Here is a 14738-nt window from a genome sequence, read left to right on the forward strand (position 1 = left end):
GAGAGGTACACCCATGGCGAGCAATTCACAGCACTCCACCGGGCGCGCTGACGCGTTGCTGTCCGGCCTGGTTGCGATGCTGCAACCGAAGAAAGTGGTCACCGTGGGTGACAGCAGTGCCGGAATCACCTTGTCGAGGGCTCTCGAATCGGTGGCACCCGAAGTCTCGCCCCAACTCTGGAACTTCGTCGCCGGTCCGAGCGAGTCGGTCACCGAGTCCTTGTTCGACCTGCCACCGCGCTCGCTGGAGGAGATCGGCCCGGTCGACCTCGTGTGGATCAACGGTGAATCTCTGGTGACGAACGCACGGATCCTGCGGGCTCTGTGGCCACACGTGGCGGAGGGAGGGGTTCTGGCCGTGCAGAACTCGTTCTCTCCGGCTGGGTCGAATCCTCTGTGGAATGCCATTCTGCGTTTCGGTGCCGACGACATCGAGACCCTGACGCTTCCGGGAATCGGCCTTCTGAGGAAGCGATCGGAGCCCGTTCGCGAGGTCGACTTCACCGACGAGATGGTGTCCGCCACCGGGGTTCCGTTGCGGTTCGAGTCCATCGGCGTGCACGACGATGCCCCGCTGCTGGACCACGCGACCGGCGTGCTTCATGCTCTCGCGGATTCGGATCTTCGGGCGGTCCTCTTCGCGATCGGCAGTGGAGTCTCGACAGTGGCTGCGCTGCAATCCCATACGTCACTGTCGGTCCGTGCGACACACAAGGCGATCGCACGCCTGCTGACCCTGTCGGTGGTGACCCGGGTGGGCGATCGACTCGTTGTGGACGAGAACACGCTGAAGAGTTTTCGGAATCTCCCGCGCACGACGCCCCCACCGACCGACATGCCTCGGCACAGCCGGGACCGAGGCGAATTTTTGAGGGCGATCGCCCGCCAGTTGAGTACGACGGGATGGTCCTCGGAGCGTCAGGTCAACGAATTGTGCAGCTTCTTCGACGACGACTACGCGACATTGCGACGCGAGCTCGTCGACGCCGGATTCCTCGAGCGAAACAGCGCAGGTTCGATGTACCGGGCGCAGAGCAACGACTAGATCGCCTGGTCCACGGCCATGCGGAGGGGGCCCAGGATTCGGACGACGGCGTTGCGGGCAACCACTGGGTGAGGGCAGCAAACTTTGCTGGTCGCCATTCGGAGGTTTCCATGTACCTGCACGTTCAGTCACTCATACACGACATCGCCACCGACGAGCCCGACCCGGCCGCCGCGAACGCCCTCCAGGAGGGCCTCGGGGGACAGTTCGGCGAGATGCGCACGATGATGCAATATCTGTTCCAGGCCATGAACTTTCGCGGGGCTGCAGCCAAGCCGTATCGCGATCTGATCCAGGGAATCGGCACCGAGGAGATCAGTCACGTCGAGCTCATCGGCACCACCATCTCACGCTTGCTCGACGGCTCGCCGCAGTACCAGGGCAAGCTGGAAGACTCACTGGACACGCCCGGTGCGGGTGGGGCGACCCCATTGAATCTCGCTCTGTCACAGGGCAATATCCACCACTACCTCGTCGGCGCGCAGGGCGCGCTTCCGGTCGACTCCGTCGGCAACCCGTGGAGCGGTAGCTACGTCTACAACTCCGGCAATCTGGTTCTCGACCTGATGTACAACCTGATGCTCGAGTCGACCGGCCGCCTGCAGAAGTGCCGGATGTACGAGATGACCGCCAACAAGGCTGCGCGATCGACCATTTCGTACCTGATCGTGCGCGACCAGGCGCACGAGAACGGATACGCGAAGGCCCTCGAAACCCTCGGCGTCGATTGGAAGAAGACGCTGCCGATTCCGAAGACCAATGCCGAGAAGTTCCCGGAGGTCCAGAAATTGGTCGAACTCGGTCTGCAGAGCAAGCAGTACAGCTTCGACCTGACCGGGGCGTCCGAGGCCGGACGCATCTACCAGGGCATGTCGCCGTCCAAGGACGGCACCGACCTCGATGCCAGTGAGCAGGCCCCCGCCGGCGCTCCGATGGAGATCTCACCCGAACGTCTCGAGGAGTTCGCGCCCGGACTGGACACCGACCTCATGGAGCTCATTCAGCAGACGGCCGAGATGGAGATGGCCGATATCGACGCCACGTTCGGAAAGATGAAGTAACTCCGACGCTTTCGTAACCCGGCCTCCATCGCACGACGGAGGTCGGGCTTCGTCAGGTCCAGTACAGCAGCTGCGCTTCGGGTAGGACTGATTCGAGTTCTTCCACGAACCACGTGCGCATTTCCGACATGGTGTCCTTCGGGTAGACGTACTTCACGCCACCGAACTTGTTTCTCTTTGCTGTGCGGGCACTTTCGTCCATCTCCAGCTTCGTCCCCGGGTACCAGCTCAACAGCACGTCCTTGCTGGACGGAGTGAATCGGTGGGTGATGATCTCGGCGGTCAGGTCCAGATCGGGAACGTCACCCAACGCCTCGGCGACATTCGAGAGAAGTCGGCCGTACTGCTCTCGCCACCCCGGGATGGGCATGATCGGAGCGATGGTGAGCCCCACTCGATATCCGGCCAGCGCAAGCTGCCGTAGCGCCTCGATTCGAGCAGGCATCCGCGCAGTTCCGCCCTCGAATCGATGCGCGATGTCATCGGCATTGACCGACAAACGAACTCGGGTACGGCGTCGGTGGTCCAACGCCACCAACTCGGTGACGTCGTCGAACTTGGTCGTGAAGCGCAACGACACGTCATCGCCGTAATCCCCCGCGCCCACTCGACGAACGGCCTCGGCGAGGGATCCGGTCACATGCTCGATACCCAACGGATCCGTATAGCAGGACAACTCGAAAGTGGTTCCTTCGTGCCCACGTTCCTCGGTACCGGAGGTGATCGTGCCGCGGCCTGCATGGGTACCGATCCCCGCCAGGACGTCGTCGAGGTTGGCGAACACCCGGGTGATGGGCGGCCCGGACAACGATCCCGCCAGATAGCAGTACTGACAGTGAGCAGGGCATCCCTTCGCCAGGTCGATACGCCAGTCGGCGCTCGGCGGAATCGGTTGTGGTTTCAGCACACTCGGTGGTGCGACCACCACGGCCATCGTCGTCTTGGCTCGCGCGTAGGTCTCTCGCTCGGTCTCGCCCCGTAGACCCGTCAGGCGGTCACCGGGCAGCACGTCGATCTCGGTCACGCCGGCCGCTTCGCACCGGCGAACTATCTCCGCAGTGTGGGGAAGCTCCGATGCAGACCGCGTGATCAGGACGCGCGACGGCGTCCAGAGTCGAGTGGGTGCAGAGAGGGTGTCGTCCATTACCTGGAGTCAACGCCCGCACACGGTGGATCCTTCCCGTTTCGGGGTTACGAGACCCAGGTGTTCGTCGGTACTTCGGCGGGCCTGCCCAACAGATAGCCCTGTCCTTGAACGAAACTCGGCAAGGCGTCGAGCTGGTCGGGGGTTTCGATGCCTTCGACCACGCACCCCAGATGCAGATCTCGGGCGAGGTTGATGATCGCCCGCACGATGCTGCTGCTCGTCTCGTCGCTGGTCATCGTGGCGGTGAACGACCGATCGATCTTCACTGCACTCACCGGCAGTGTGGCCAGGTACCGCAAACTCGCGAATCCGGTGCCGAAGTCGTCGATGGCGATGCCGACACCCAGCTCACGCAGTTCACCGAGCTGACGCAGCATCGAGGAGCCGGACTCGAGAAGCACCGACTCGGTGAGTTCGAGAATCAGGTCCGCCGGAGCCATTCGGTGCCGTCCCAGAGCCGCGCTCACCACAGCAGCCATATCCACGTGTTGAGCCTGCCGGGCACTGAGATTGACGGCGATCTGGACGGGGACACCCGAGTCCGAATCGCGCGGGTTCGCCGCGCGCCATCGCACCAGAGTGCCCAGTGCGTCATCGAGCACACGCTCGCCGAGCTCGGAGATCAGACCCGTGTCCTCGGCCACCGGGATGAATCGGTCCGGCGTAATTCCTGCGCCGTCGTCGTCACGTAAGCGCGCGAGTGCCTCGAAGCTCGTGAGCGCTCTGCTGTTCAGGTCGTAGACCGGCTGATAGACGACGTTCAGCCTCGCGGCTCCGCGGTGTTCGGGATCGAGGGCACTCCGCAAGGTCCGCTCGATGTAAGCACGCTCGAGGGCGTTCGCGCGCAGCGCGTCGTCGAACAATTCGATCCGGTCCTTACCGAGTTGCTTGGCCCGGTACATCGCGGAATCCGCGTCCCGCAGTACCTCCTGCGCGCTGGCACCCTTGCGAACCAAAACCATGCCCACGCTGGCCGACACCACGTACTGGCTGCCCTGATACACGATCGGCGCGGCGAGAACCGCTCGGATGCGCTCGGCGACGCGTTCCGCCAACCCGGCACCGGCACGCTTGTCGGTTCCACGTTCGGCCGGCAACGCATCGACGACGAGGACGAACTCGTCACCGCCGACACGGGCGATCGAATCGTTGGCTCGCAGCACCGACCGCAACCGTCGCGCAACCTCGACGAGAACCGCATCACCGGCAGCATGCCCGCCGGTGTCGTTCACTCGTTTGAATCCGTCGAGATCGCAGAACAGCACCGCAGCAGCGGCTCCCGTGCTCTCACCGCGTGCGATCGCCGAGCCGATACGGTCGAGCAGCAGCATCCGATTGGGCAGCCCGGTCAGCGGATCCTGCAGGGCCGCTCGCTCGAGCGCGAGTTCTGCCTCGACGACGTCGGTCACTTCCCGCACCACCGAGAGGACCTCCGACACCTCACCCGACGGCCCACGTCGAAAGGGCGTGGTGCGTCGGGACAACCACCGCAGCGAGCCGTCGGCCGCGAGTACCCGATACCGGATACTGACGCTCTCGCCCTCCGGAAGCGACGCCGCGGTTCGGTCCGCCGCTCGGACGACCTCGACATCTTGTTCCACCACCCCGTCCAATCGATCCTCGCCGTCAGTGGAGTCGTCGGACCGACCGAGTCCGAGCCACGGCACCCGACCGTCCTCGACCGCTCCATCCGAAGGTGGTCCGGTCAGCAACGACCGCAGGCTGCGAGAAGCCCACGTCACCCGGCCGGTATCGACGGCGGTGACGGTCGTGATGTCCGGTGAAGCAGTCAACACCGCGTCGCGAAAGGCCCGGGCCTGCTCGAGTTCGGCCAGCGCCGCCCGCTCGGCGGAGACGTCCTCGGAGAGCACCATGGCACCGACTATCCGGCCCGAATCATCGCGCAACGGCCTCGCTTCGACCTGAAAGATCGCGCCGGTTCGGGGGCTGACGGAATCGAACGAAATCTCCTCACCCGCCACGGCCGCCAGGTAATGCGGCTCGAGCAACGCGAAGGCTTCCGGCGACACCGTGTCTCGGAGCAGCTGCCCCTCCATCCGTCGCGGGGCATAGCCCTCGGCCACCAGACCGGCACCCTCGACGAGGACGAATCGTAGATCGCAGTCCACGACCAGAACGGACGTGTGTGGGAGGTTGGCTGCCAACTGCCGGTATCGAGCCTCGCTCGCATCGTCGAACATCGCGGGAGAGCGGAGCAACGGACCGTAGAAACGACGCATCCCCAGGTAGATCACACCGGCAAGTGCCGTCGATGCCGTCACCGCGACGTCGAGGGGGCCGCCCATCGACTCCCGCATCGCGTCGAGCATCCCCCCGCCGGAGCCTGCAGCGAGATGCGAGGCGTGGCCGTCGAATCCTGTCCACAGGTGCACCGCGTGCACCAGATGATGCGCGGCGCAGGTCAGGAAGATCGCCGCTGTGGCCACCGCCAACCTGTTGTTGCGCAGCTGTCCGGTCCGCATCAGCCCACGGACGATGAACAGCACGATCCCCAGATACGCGGCAGCGGTGATCCCGTTGAGGACCACCACCCACACCCAGCCGCTCACAGTGCGTGCTCACCGAATCGAGTCCGACAACAGGCGCTCTGGTTCCACTCGACACAGACGACGGGCATGGCGCGACCCCCAGGGTTGTAGCCCACCGCGCAGAAAGACCGGTACGGCCGAAGAAACCGAGTCGACCAGCCGCTCAGCACTTTGATATTCGACGAAGGTTATCCCACTCCGGTTACCACAGCCGCCATTGGCGCAGCTCGAGAAATAGGTGTCGGCCTGGTGATTTCACCCTCCCGCGCAGCCCTCGACACAGCGTCGAACCCCGACGACCCCGTGGAGCAGAGTCGTCGGGTAAGAAGCTCTCATGCCCTTCGCCGACGAACTCCTCGGCCCGGATGCGGCCGGCACGCTGTTTCGGACCATGCGCACCGCCGCTCCGAAGGCTGACCTGTCGGTACTCGAAGGATCGATCGATCGTCTGGGTCCACTCGCACTTCGAGCCCGCGCAGATCTGTTGCGAGACGGCCTGCTCACGGGACTGCCCGGCACCTACACGGAGTTCGCTCGCATCATCCGACGTGCCGCCACCGATCCCGACTTCCAGGGCTGGGCGGTCTGGCCGGTCACGAGCGCTGTCGCATCGAAGGCCGTCGAGGAGAACACCTCGAGCGCATTCGACGACGGAATGGCCTTGCTCGCCGAGCTCACCGGCCGACTCAGCTCGGAATTCGCCATCCGCTCGTTTCTTCGAGCCGACCTGGATCGGTCGCTCGCGATCGCGTCGGACTGGACGACATCCTCGGACGAGCATGTGCGGCGTCTGGCGTCGGAGGGCACCCGCCCGTATCTTCCGTGGTCGGTGCGCGTCCCCGAAATACTCGCGCGCCCGGGCGTCACGGTGCCGATCCTGGACCGGCTCTACCGAGACGACAGTGATTACGTTCGACGTTCTGTCGCGAACCATCTCAACGATGTCAGCCGAGACGCCCCGGACTTGGTCGTCAGGACCGCCACCCGGTGGCTCGACGACCCGGACGCGCACACCGAACAGCTTGTGCGACATGCACTTCGGACGGTGATCAAGAAGGGAAACCGGGACGCACTCGAGCTGCTCGGGTTCGCTCCGGCCGACCTCGAAGTGAACGGCCCCACCCTCGACGTCACGGAGCTGCCCATGGGCGGCGAAGTGGAGTTCACGGCCTCGATCCGCAACGTCGGCGCAGAACCGGCCAAGGTTGCGATCGACTACATCGTGCACCACACCAAAGCCAACGGTGGGGTGACGGGGAAGACGTTCAAGCTGACGACGAGAACGATCACGCCCGGCGACAGCATCGATGTGCGACGGCAACATTCGTTCAAGCCGCTAACCACACGGAAGTACTACCCCGGCCCACACTCCATCGAGCTCCAGATCAACGGTGTGAGTTACGGTCACGCGGAGTTCACGCTCAGGGGCTAGCGGCGAGCGTCGTGCAGCTCACATGCAGCACCTCGGGTACGTCCGTACGGTCGAAGAGGTGCGCAAGAAGTGGCGGTGGCTGGCAGTGGTGCTCGGCATCGCCGTGCTCGTCGCAACTCCCTCGGTGATCGCGCGCTTACCCGTCGACCCGTCCGACATCGGCGCAGCCGAACTGCTCGAACAGGTCAAGTCCTCCACCGAGACGCCGTACTCGGGCTACGCCCAGGCGGTCGGCGGTGTCATCATTCCCGTGACCGAGGGGCTCGGCGGCCTGCCGGATCTGCTCGGCGACACCACCACTCTGCGTGCCTGGTATCGCGCCCCGGACAGCTGGCGCGTCGACACCGTGCGTCTGGCCGGTGAGCGCGGTCTCTACCGGAGCCCGACGCGGCTGTGGAGATGGGACTACGAGCAGAACACGGCCGTGGTCACCCCGGTCCCCGAACCGAGCCTGCGCCTGCCACGCGAGGCCGACCTGCTACCCCCGGAGCTGGGGCAGCGGTTGCTGAGCGAGGCGACCGCGGATGAGGTCACCCGGCTTCCGGCACGCCGGATCGCCGGCCGGGACGCCCCTGGCCTGAGGCTCGTCCCCAGCCAGCCGCAGAGCACCGTCACCGGAGTCGACGTCTGGGTCGACCCCGGCAGCGGGCTCCCGCTGCAGGTCGACCTGCTGGGAGCCGGGGCCACCCGTCCGGTCGTTAGCACCGCGTTCCTCGACTTCTCCTCCGAGACCCCCGATGCCGACACCGTCCGTTTCGTTCCCCCGCCCGGTACCGACGTGCAGCAGCAGGACGGTGGCGACATCGCCTCGTTCGCCGACCGGCTCGACACCGCAGGCCTGCCGTCGACCCTGTCCGGCCTCGATCTGCGCCCCCGCGAAGGCCAGGGGTCGGTGGGAATCTACGGCCGCGGTGTGACCGAACTGTTCGCCGTTCCCCTGCCGCGACGCGCCGCGGGCGGACTCGTCGAACAGTTGCAGTCCGCCCCCGGGGCAATCGTCACCGACGACAGCGTCGCGGTGTCGCTCGGTCCACTCAACGTCCTCGTCACCGGACCCACCGACGACCGGCGTCGCTATCTGCTGTCCGGCACCGTCACCGCGGAGACCCTGACGACCGCCGCCCAACAGCTCGGAGGAGCAGCCACATGATCCGCACGACCGGCCTGACCAAGAGCTACGGATCGGTGCGGGCAGTCGACGGTGTCGACCTCGACGTACGCGCCGGCGACATCTACGGTTTCGTGGGCGCGAACGGCTCCGGCAAGACGACGACCGTGCGCATGCTGCTCGGCCTGGTACTGGCGACCTCCGGGCAGATACAGGTGCTCGGCGAGGAGATGCCCCGGCGACGCAGAAGCGTGCTGCCACGGGTGGGGGCGCTGATCGAGAACCCCGCCGCCTACCCCAACCTGTCCGGACGCAGAAACCTCACGCTGCTCGACGCGGCCGGTCCGGGTGGGTCCCGGCGTACCCGGAAAACCAGGGTCGGTGAAGCTCTCGAGCAGGTGGGCCTCGCCGGGGTGGGACGCAGACCGGTCAAGCAGTACTCGCTCGGCATGCGGCAGCGTCTCGGGCTGGCGGCGGCGCTGATGCGTACCCCCGAACTGCTGATCCTCGACGAGCCGACCAACGGACTCGACCCACAGGGAATCCTCGAGATTCGAGAGTTGCTGCTGGGCTTGCACTCTCGAGGCACCACGGTGTTCCTCTCCAGCCATCTGCTGGCCGAGGTGGAGCAACTGTGCGACCGAGTGGGAGTGCTCGACCGAGGTCGACTCGTCCTACAGGACCAGCTGTCCTCGATGCAGCGGTCCACCGGCCGGGTGTCGGTGCGCACCGCCGATCCCGCCCACGCCGTCTCCCTGCTCTCCGGCGTCGAGGGGGCCACGGTGCTCGAACGTGTGGGTCAGCAACTGATCGTCGAGCACCGGGACCCAGCCGCGCTGAACCGGCTCCTCGTGGAGGGCGGAGTCCGGGTGAGCGAGCTGAGCGAGCAACGGATGAGCCTCGAACAGTCCGTGCTGGCTGTCACCGGGGCCAGTTCCGACAGAGTCGACGCACCCGGCGCACTTCGAGACAACGCCACCCGGACCGAGGTGACCGCATGATCGGCGTCGAACTGCGCGCAATGCTGAGCCGACCCCGCACCTGGGTCGTCATCCTTCTGCTCAATCTGCTGCCGACCATCGTCGCGGGTCTCCTCGCCCTGACCGACGTCGGTCCGCGTCCCGGCGAAGGCCCCGCCTTCCTCTCTGCGGTGACCACCAACGGCCAGCTGTTTCCGCTCGCCGCGCTCGCCATCGTGCTCCCGCTGTTCCTGCCCGTCGCCGTGTCGGTGATCGCAGGCGATGCCGTCGCCGGCGAGGCCCAGGCCGGCACGCTGCGCTACCTGCTCGCCCGCCCGGTGGGACGAACCAAACTACTGGTGGCGAAGCTGATCTCGGTTGCCGCCTTCGTGCTGCTGGCCGTCGTCGTCGTGGCCGTCATCGCATACTTCGTCGGCACGACGCTGTTCGACGTCACGACTCTGGGTGGCGTCTCCAGCGTGTCCGGCACAGTGCTGACCGACGAACAGGTCGCCACGCGCACCGTCATCGCCGTGCTCTACGTGACCATGTCCATGCTCGGAGTCGCCGCCATGGGCCTGTTCCTGTCGACCCTGACCGACTCCCCGCTCGCCGCGACATTGGGCGCGTTGGCGTTCCTCATCGCGAGCTCGCTGCTGCTGACGCTGGACGCCGCCGACGCCATCGCGCCGTACCTACCGACGCGATACTGGTTGGCTTTCGTCGACCTGTTCCGCGACCCGGTGCCGACGCGGGACCTGATGCGCGGCGTCGGTGTGCAGGGCGTCTACGTCGTCGTTCTTCTCGGCGCGGCGTGGGCGAACTTCACCACCAAGGACATCACGAGCTGAGACGGCTGCAATCACCTGCGCCGAGCTGGGTGGTGGAGTCGCCGTCCAACTGGGCAGAGACCATCGCGCCGACCAGAGGATCGCGGGGCAGGTTCCCGTGATCGACGGTCGAGTCCGCACACACGCTCTGGACAGGGATGTTGACGGCCCCGTCGAGTTCGGCCGACGTCGGCGGGGTCACCACCTGATCCAACTCGGTCCAGATCGACACCCATTGCGGCCCCTCCGGGGTCTCGTCCCCGGAGTTCAGGGCGGCGAACACGGAACTGTCCGGGGCGAGCTGCTGACAGGCGGTGGCGCACTGGTCGGGCACGAACTGGGCCGCCAGAGCCGCCACCTGAGTGCCGTGGTGCGGGGAGCCGAGAGTGACGATGCGTCGGGCCTGCTCGGCACCGCCCAGGTCGGCGGCCCAGAGCCGGGCCACCACCCCACCGGCGGAATACCCGACGACGTCGACCGAAGTCGCTCCCGTCCGAACCAGAGCCGCGTCGACGGCGTCGCGCAGGGTCTGCGCCTGCACGGTCAGATCGCCGACGCCACCGTCGGGCAGAGCTACGACGGTGGCGTCGCGACCGTCCTCCCGTAGTTCGGCCGCGAGCACCTCCAGCGAGTCGGTGGATCCGCCGAACCCGGGGATCAGCAGCACCGGGCCGGGAACGGACTGGTCGACGCTGGCGACGGGGTCGTTCGCGGGGCGTGATGCGACGAAGGCCGCCACAGCCGCGACGATCCCGACCAGAACGAGAGCGAGTAAGACGAACACGAGACGACGGCGAGCCGGGGCGAGGGAGGCGAACACTCTGTCCAGTGTGCCTGCAGATCACGCCTGATCGCGGACCACCGGAGGAACGAGCACGAACTTCCCCACGTGGTCCCTCTCCAGGAAGCGCTGCTGCGCGGCCGCGATCTGCTCGAGCGGAAACGACTCGGCCAACAAGGGACGAATCTCACCGGCTTCGATGTACGACACGAGGTTCGGAAACACGTCCTCGTCCCACGCTGTGCAGCCAAGGAGAGTCAGGTCGTTCAGGTACATCGTCCGTAGATCCAACGCGACGACGGGTCCTGCGATCGCGCCGGAGGACACGTATGTTCCCCCACGAACGAGGACGTCGAGCAAAGGGCCGAAACCGTCGCCCGCGACATTGTCGATCACCACATCGACGCTGCGCTTGCCGAGGGCGTCCACCACGTCGACATCGCGCCCGTACACCTCGTGGACGCCGAGTTCGCGGAGCTGGTCGTGCTTGGTAGGGCTCGCGACGCCGATCACGCGGGCACCGCGTCGAACAGCCAGTTGCACTGCGGCAGAACCGACTCCGCCCGACGCGCCGGTGATGAGCACTGTCGACCCTCGATGCACTCCCGCGCGAGCGATCATGTTCTCCGCCGTGCCGTAGGCACACGGAATGGTCGCCAGCTCGGCGTCGGTCCACCCACAGTCGACCGCGAAGATCTCGCTCGCCGGAACGACGACGAACTGCGCGAACGCGCCGTCCATGTCCGAACCCAACCAGCGCGTCTCGCCCGACGAGAAGCCGTCGACACGCATGCACGGTCGAACCAGGACTCGGCTACCGACGATGGATTCGTCCGTCCCGGGACTCGCACACACCAGACCGCAGCAGTCCGTGCCCTGAATCAGCGGAAACGGCGTCGCGTCGTTCCACCCGCCGTCCGCGTACCAGCCCACGCGTGTGTTGATCTCGGTGTTGTTCATCCCCGCGGCCAACACTCGAACGAGCACCTCACCAGGGCCCGGCACGGGTATCGGCACCTCGGACACGACGAGTTTGTCGTACCCACCGATGCCGGTGGTGACGATGGCTGTCATCAGGTCACCGCTGGCTCTTCCGGTTCGCATGAAGTCATCTTGCAGGACCGACGTCACGAACAGGCCGATGCAGCGCTGGATCGACAACCAAAAAGGCCCCCGACGCGCTGGTGCGTATCGAGGGCCTGCTGGTGGAGCCGCCTAAGAGAATCGAACTCTTGACCTTTTCATTACGAGTGAAATGCTCTACCGACTGAGCTAAGGCGGCGTGCCTTTCGGCGTTGGTGAGTCTAACGGAGCAGCACATCGAAACGAAAATCGCCTCCCGCGACGGGGTCAGCCGGCGAGACCTAGTCCCTCCACCGGCCCACCGAGAAGCGACTTGACGTGCCTGGTCACAGCGTCGGCGAGCACTTCGTTCTCCCCTGCCTCGACGGCGTCGAGCACCTGGCGTACTACATCGCGTGGGTCGTTCTTCGGGACATCCAGCTCGGCGATCATGTCGGTGTCGGTGTACCCCAGATGCACCCCGACGACGAGGGTTCCCTGCGGCGCAAGCTCGAGCCGAAGCGAGTTGGTGACCGACCAGATCGCCGCCTTGGACGCCCCGTACGCGCCTGCGCCGCCGAGCCAGGACAGCACCGAGTGGATGTCGACGAGCGCGCCGCCGCCGTTGGCCTTCAGGATCGGCGCGAATTCCTGAGCGATTCGCAGCGCGCCGAACACGTTGGTCTCGAACACTGCGCGAACGTCGTCGATCGACGTCGTCAGCAACGGTGTCGTTCCGGGAGCACCGGCGTTGTTGAACACGATCGACACGTCGGACGCGATATCACCAAGCGCTGCAACGGAATCAGCTTCGGCAACATCGAGGGCAACCGGCACCACCCGAGGATCGGAGTCCTCGCGCGGGTTCCTCGCCGTTGCGTAGACCTTCGCGGCCCCACGCTCGAGCAACGCGTGGACCGTCGCTCTGCCCAGGCCGCGCTGACCGCCGGTCACCAACACCGTTGCTCCTTGAATCGACACCATGAAGTTCACCCTTCGAGACAGAGGTCAATTGCTTTTGATTCTGTCATTCATAGTTGACCGCTTCGACATAGTCAAATAGTGTTCACCTATGTCGCCGACACCCACCGAGCGCTTCCACCTCGCTTCTGCACCCGATGGGCTGCACGTCGTCCAGGATCTGCTGAATACGCGCGCCATCGCCCCCTACGGACTACCCGACCTCATCGCCGACGGTGAAACCGCATCGACTACCTGGGGGACGACGCTCTCGGACGAGGATGCAGCGGCGCTACGGACATTGCGATCCGACGTGGAAGCGGCCATCGCAGGCGACATGGCCGCACGGCCGGCCGTTCGAGTCGAACTCGTAGCGGACGCCGACGGCAGCGTCCGGCTCGCGCCCACCGGCACCGGGGCCGATTACATCGCGTCACAGATCTGGGCGGAAATACTGCTCGCCCAGCAATCGGGTACCTGGCCCCGGCTCAAGAGATGCAAGAACGAGGCGTGCGGATCGGCGTTCTACGACCGCTCCCGCAACAACAGCGGCGTCTGGCACGACGTGAAGACCTGCGGCAACGTGGCCAATCTCCGCGCCTCGCGGGCGCGCAAGAAAGCGCAGACCTAGCGGAGCACGTCGCCCAGCGTCGCCACCATCGCATAGATCGCGAACTTGGGTTTTGCATTGACTGCCAACGACTCTCGGCATTCGAGGATCGCCTCGATGCTCTTCAGCAGCGCCTCGGGCAAGACGGCCTTCGCCATGCGCTCGACCTGCTCGGCCATGTCGGGATGGGTTGCCGTGGCGGTCGATCCGTACGAGCGAGCGAGCGCATCTCGATACAGGCCCACCAGATCCATCAGCGCGCGATCGAGTGAATCGCGACCGGTCCTGGTGGCACGCGACTTCTGCCGCTTCTCGAGATCCTTGAGCACCCCGGCCGAGCCGCGCAGCGCACCCGCCGCGCCCTTGCCTGTACCGCCCGCACCCAGAGCCGTACGCAATTCCTCGGTTTCGGCCTCGTCGCGCGAGGCACTCATCTCCTTGGCCTCATCCTCGGCCGCCTTCACCAACTCCTCGGCCGCGAGGTACGCCTGATTGGGCCGAGCTGCAGCCGACGCCAGCGCCAGGGCACGTTTGCGACGCGCCCGCGCATCCTCGTCGGTGGCGAGGCGACGCGCTCTGCCCACGTGACCACCGCTGATCGACGCGGCCCACTCCGCCGTCTCGGCGTCGAGCTTGTCGCGAGTCTGCAGCACCTGCGCGATCGCCGGCACCGTGGGCGTGACCAGCGAGACGTGACGGCACCGCGAGCGCAGAGTCACCGAGATGTCCTGCGGATCGACCGACGGCGCACACAGAAGGAACACCGTCTTGGCCGGCGGCTCCTCGACGACCTTGAGCAACACGTTTCCGGCACCCTCGGTGAGCCGGTCGGCGTCCTCGACCACCACCACCTGCCACAACCCGGTGCTGGGTCGACGCGAGGCGATGGAGACGATGTCTCGCATCTCCTTGGTGCTGATGCTCAACCCCTCGGGCACGACGCGTCGCACATCGCCGTGAGTGCCAGCCATGGTGGTCGAGCAGGCCTGGCAGTGCCCACACCCGGGAGTGCCCTCGGTGGTGCACTGCAATGCCGCAGCGAAGCACAGGGCAGCGATGGATCGGCCGGACCCGGGCGGGCCGGTGAACAGCCACGAATGCGTCATCGCCGACGAGTCGACGCCGGTGCGCGCAGCCACCGCAGCGGCCGTCAGATCGGCCTCGACATCTTCCTGACCGACCAATCGATCGAAC

At 66.0% G+C, this 14738-nt stretch carries 13 protein-coding genes, 1 tRNA gene and 1 pseudogene; 7 read left to right on the top strand and 8 right to left on the bottom strand.

Annotated elements, in window-relative coordinates; all coding sequences use genetic code 11:
• Positions 1–13 precede the first annotated feature (13 nt).
• Both QM590_RS18895 and QM590_RS18900 read left to right on the top strand, forming a co-directional pair.
• The gene (locus QM590_RS18895) at positions 14–1045 is read left to right on the top strand and encodes a DUF2087 domain-containing protein (protein ID WP_269595993.1); all 1032 of its coding nucleotides are present in this window, start codon (positions 14–16) and stop codon (positions 1043–1045) included.
• Between the two features lie 110 nt (positions 1046–1155).
• Positions 1156–2106 (top strand): manganese catalase family protein, encoded by a 951-nt coding sequence (locus QM590_RS18900; protein WP_269595992.1) that lies wholly within the window; start codon positions 1156–1158, stop codon positions 2104–2106.
• A gap of 52 nt (positions 2107–2158) precedes the next feature.
• Here the strand turns inward: QM590_RS18900 and QM590_RS18905 are convergent, their stop codons facing one another.
• Both QM590_RS18905 and QM590_RS18910 read right to left on the bottom strand, forming a co-directional pair.
• Entirely contained in the window at positions 2159–3250 is a 1092-nt protein-coding gene (locus QM590_RS18905; protein WP_317813760.1) for a spore photoproduct lyase family protein, read from the bottom strand.
• Positions 3251–3297: 47 nt separating this feature from the next.
• The gene (locus QM590_RS18910) at positions 3298–5823 is read right to left on the bottom strand and encodes a putative bifunctional diguanylate cyclase/phosphodiesterase (RefSeq protein WP_269595990.1); all 2526 of its coding nucleotides are present in this window, start codon (positions 5821–5823) and stop codon (positions 3298–3300) included.
• Positions 5824–6136: 313 nt separating this feature from the next.
• Between QM590_RS18910 and QM590_RS18915 the strand changes: the two genes are divergently transcribed.
• Genes QM590_RS18915 through QM590_RS18930 form a run of 4 tightly spaced genes read left to right on the top strand, consistent with a single transcriptional unit; the run spans position 6137 to position 10152 of the window.
• Positions 6137–7234: a DNA alkylation repair protein gene (locus tag QM590_RS18915; protein ID WP_269595989.1), complete on the top strand. Its 1098-nt coding sequence runs from the start codon at positions 6137–6139 to the stop codon at positions 7232–7234.
• A 22-nt stretch (positions 7235–7256) separates the two neighbouring features.
• Positions 7257–8384 carry a LolA family protein gene (locus QM590_RS18920; RefSeq protein WP_269595988.1) on the top strand — a complete coding sequence of 376 codons (1128 nt, stop codon included), beginning with the start codon at positions 7257–7259 and terminating at the stop codon, positions 8382–8384.
• Positions 8381–9343, top strand: coding sequence for an ABC transporter ATP-binding protein (locus tag QM590_RS18925; protein ID WP_269595987.1), 963 nt, complete (start codon positions 8381–8383; stop codon positions 9341–9343). The genes QM590_RS18920 and QM590_RS18925 overlap by 4 nt, the downstream gene beginning before the upstream one ends.
• Complete coding sequence (locus tag QM590_RS18930) at positions 9340–10152, top strand: ABC transporter permease (RefSeq protein WP_269595986.1); 813 nt, start codon at positions 9340–9342, stop codon at positions 10150–10152. The genes QM590_RS18925 and QM590_RS18930 overlap by 4 nt, the downstream gene beginning before the upstream one ends.
• On the opposite strand, the gene QM590_RS18935 is transcribed toward QM590_RS18930, so the two are convergent.
• The 4 genes from QM590_RS18935 to QM590_RS18950 form a co-directional block, all read right to left on the bottom strand.
• Positions 10142–10951: an esterase/lipase family protein gene (locus tag QM590_RS18935; RefSeq protein WP_121872066.1), complete on the bottom strand. Its 810-nt coding sequence runs from the start codon at positions 10949–10951 to the stop codon at positions 10142–10144. The two genes, QM590_RS18930 and QM590_RS18935, sit on opposite strands and share 11 nt — an antisense overlap.
• A gap of 21 nt (positions 10952–10972) precedes the next feature.
• Positions 10973–12016, bottom strand: coding sequence for a zinc-binding dehydrogenase (locus QM590_RS18940; RefSeq protein WP_220709133.1), 1044 nt, complete (start codon positions 12014–12016; stop codon positions 10973–10975).
• A gap of 102 nt (positions 12017–12118) precedes the next feature.
• Positions 12119–12194: transfer RNA gene (locus tag QM590_RS18945), tRNA-Thr, on the bottom strand.
• Between the two features lie 68 nt (positions 12195–12262).
• Positions 12263–12958, bottom strand: coding sequence for an SDR family oxidoreductase (locus QM590_RS18950; RefSeq protein ID WP_269595985.1), 696 nt, complete (start codon positions 12956–12958; stop codon positions 12263–12265).
• A gap of 88 nt (positions 12959–13046) precedes the next feature.
• On the opposite strand from QM590_RS18950, the gene QM590_RS18955 reads away from it, so the two are divergent.
• The gene (locus QM590_RS18955; protein ID WP_121872065.1) at positions 13047–13565 is read left to right on the top strand and encodes a CGNR zinc finger domain-containing protein; all 519 of its coding nucleotides are present in this window, start codon (positions 13047–13049) and stop codon (positions 13563–13565) included.
• On the opposite strand, the gene QM590_RS18960 is transcribed toward QM590_RS18955, so the two are convergent.
• A complete protein-coding gene (locus QM590_RS18960) occupies positions 13562–14698 on the bottom strand; it encodes a DNA polymerase III subunit delta' (RefSeq protein ID WP_397485500.1) in 1137 nt (378 codons plus the stop codon). The genes QM590_RS18955 and QM590_RS18960 overlap by 4 nt on opposite strands.
• A pseudogene (locus QM590_RS25980) lies at positions 14695–14733 on the bottom strand (hypothetical protein). Before QM590_RS25980 ends, QM590_RS18960 begins: the two are co-directional and overlap by 4 nt.
• Positions 14734–14738 lie beyond the last annotated feature (5 nt).

Origin of the sequence: Rhodococcus sp. IEGM 1372 (genome assembly GCF_030056835.1) — a bacterium.
Taxonomy (GTDB): Bacteria; Actinomycetota; Actinomycetes; order Mycobacteriales; family Mycobacteriaceae; genus Rhodococcoides.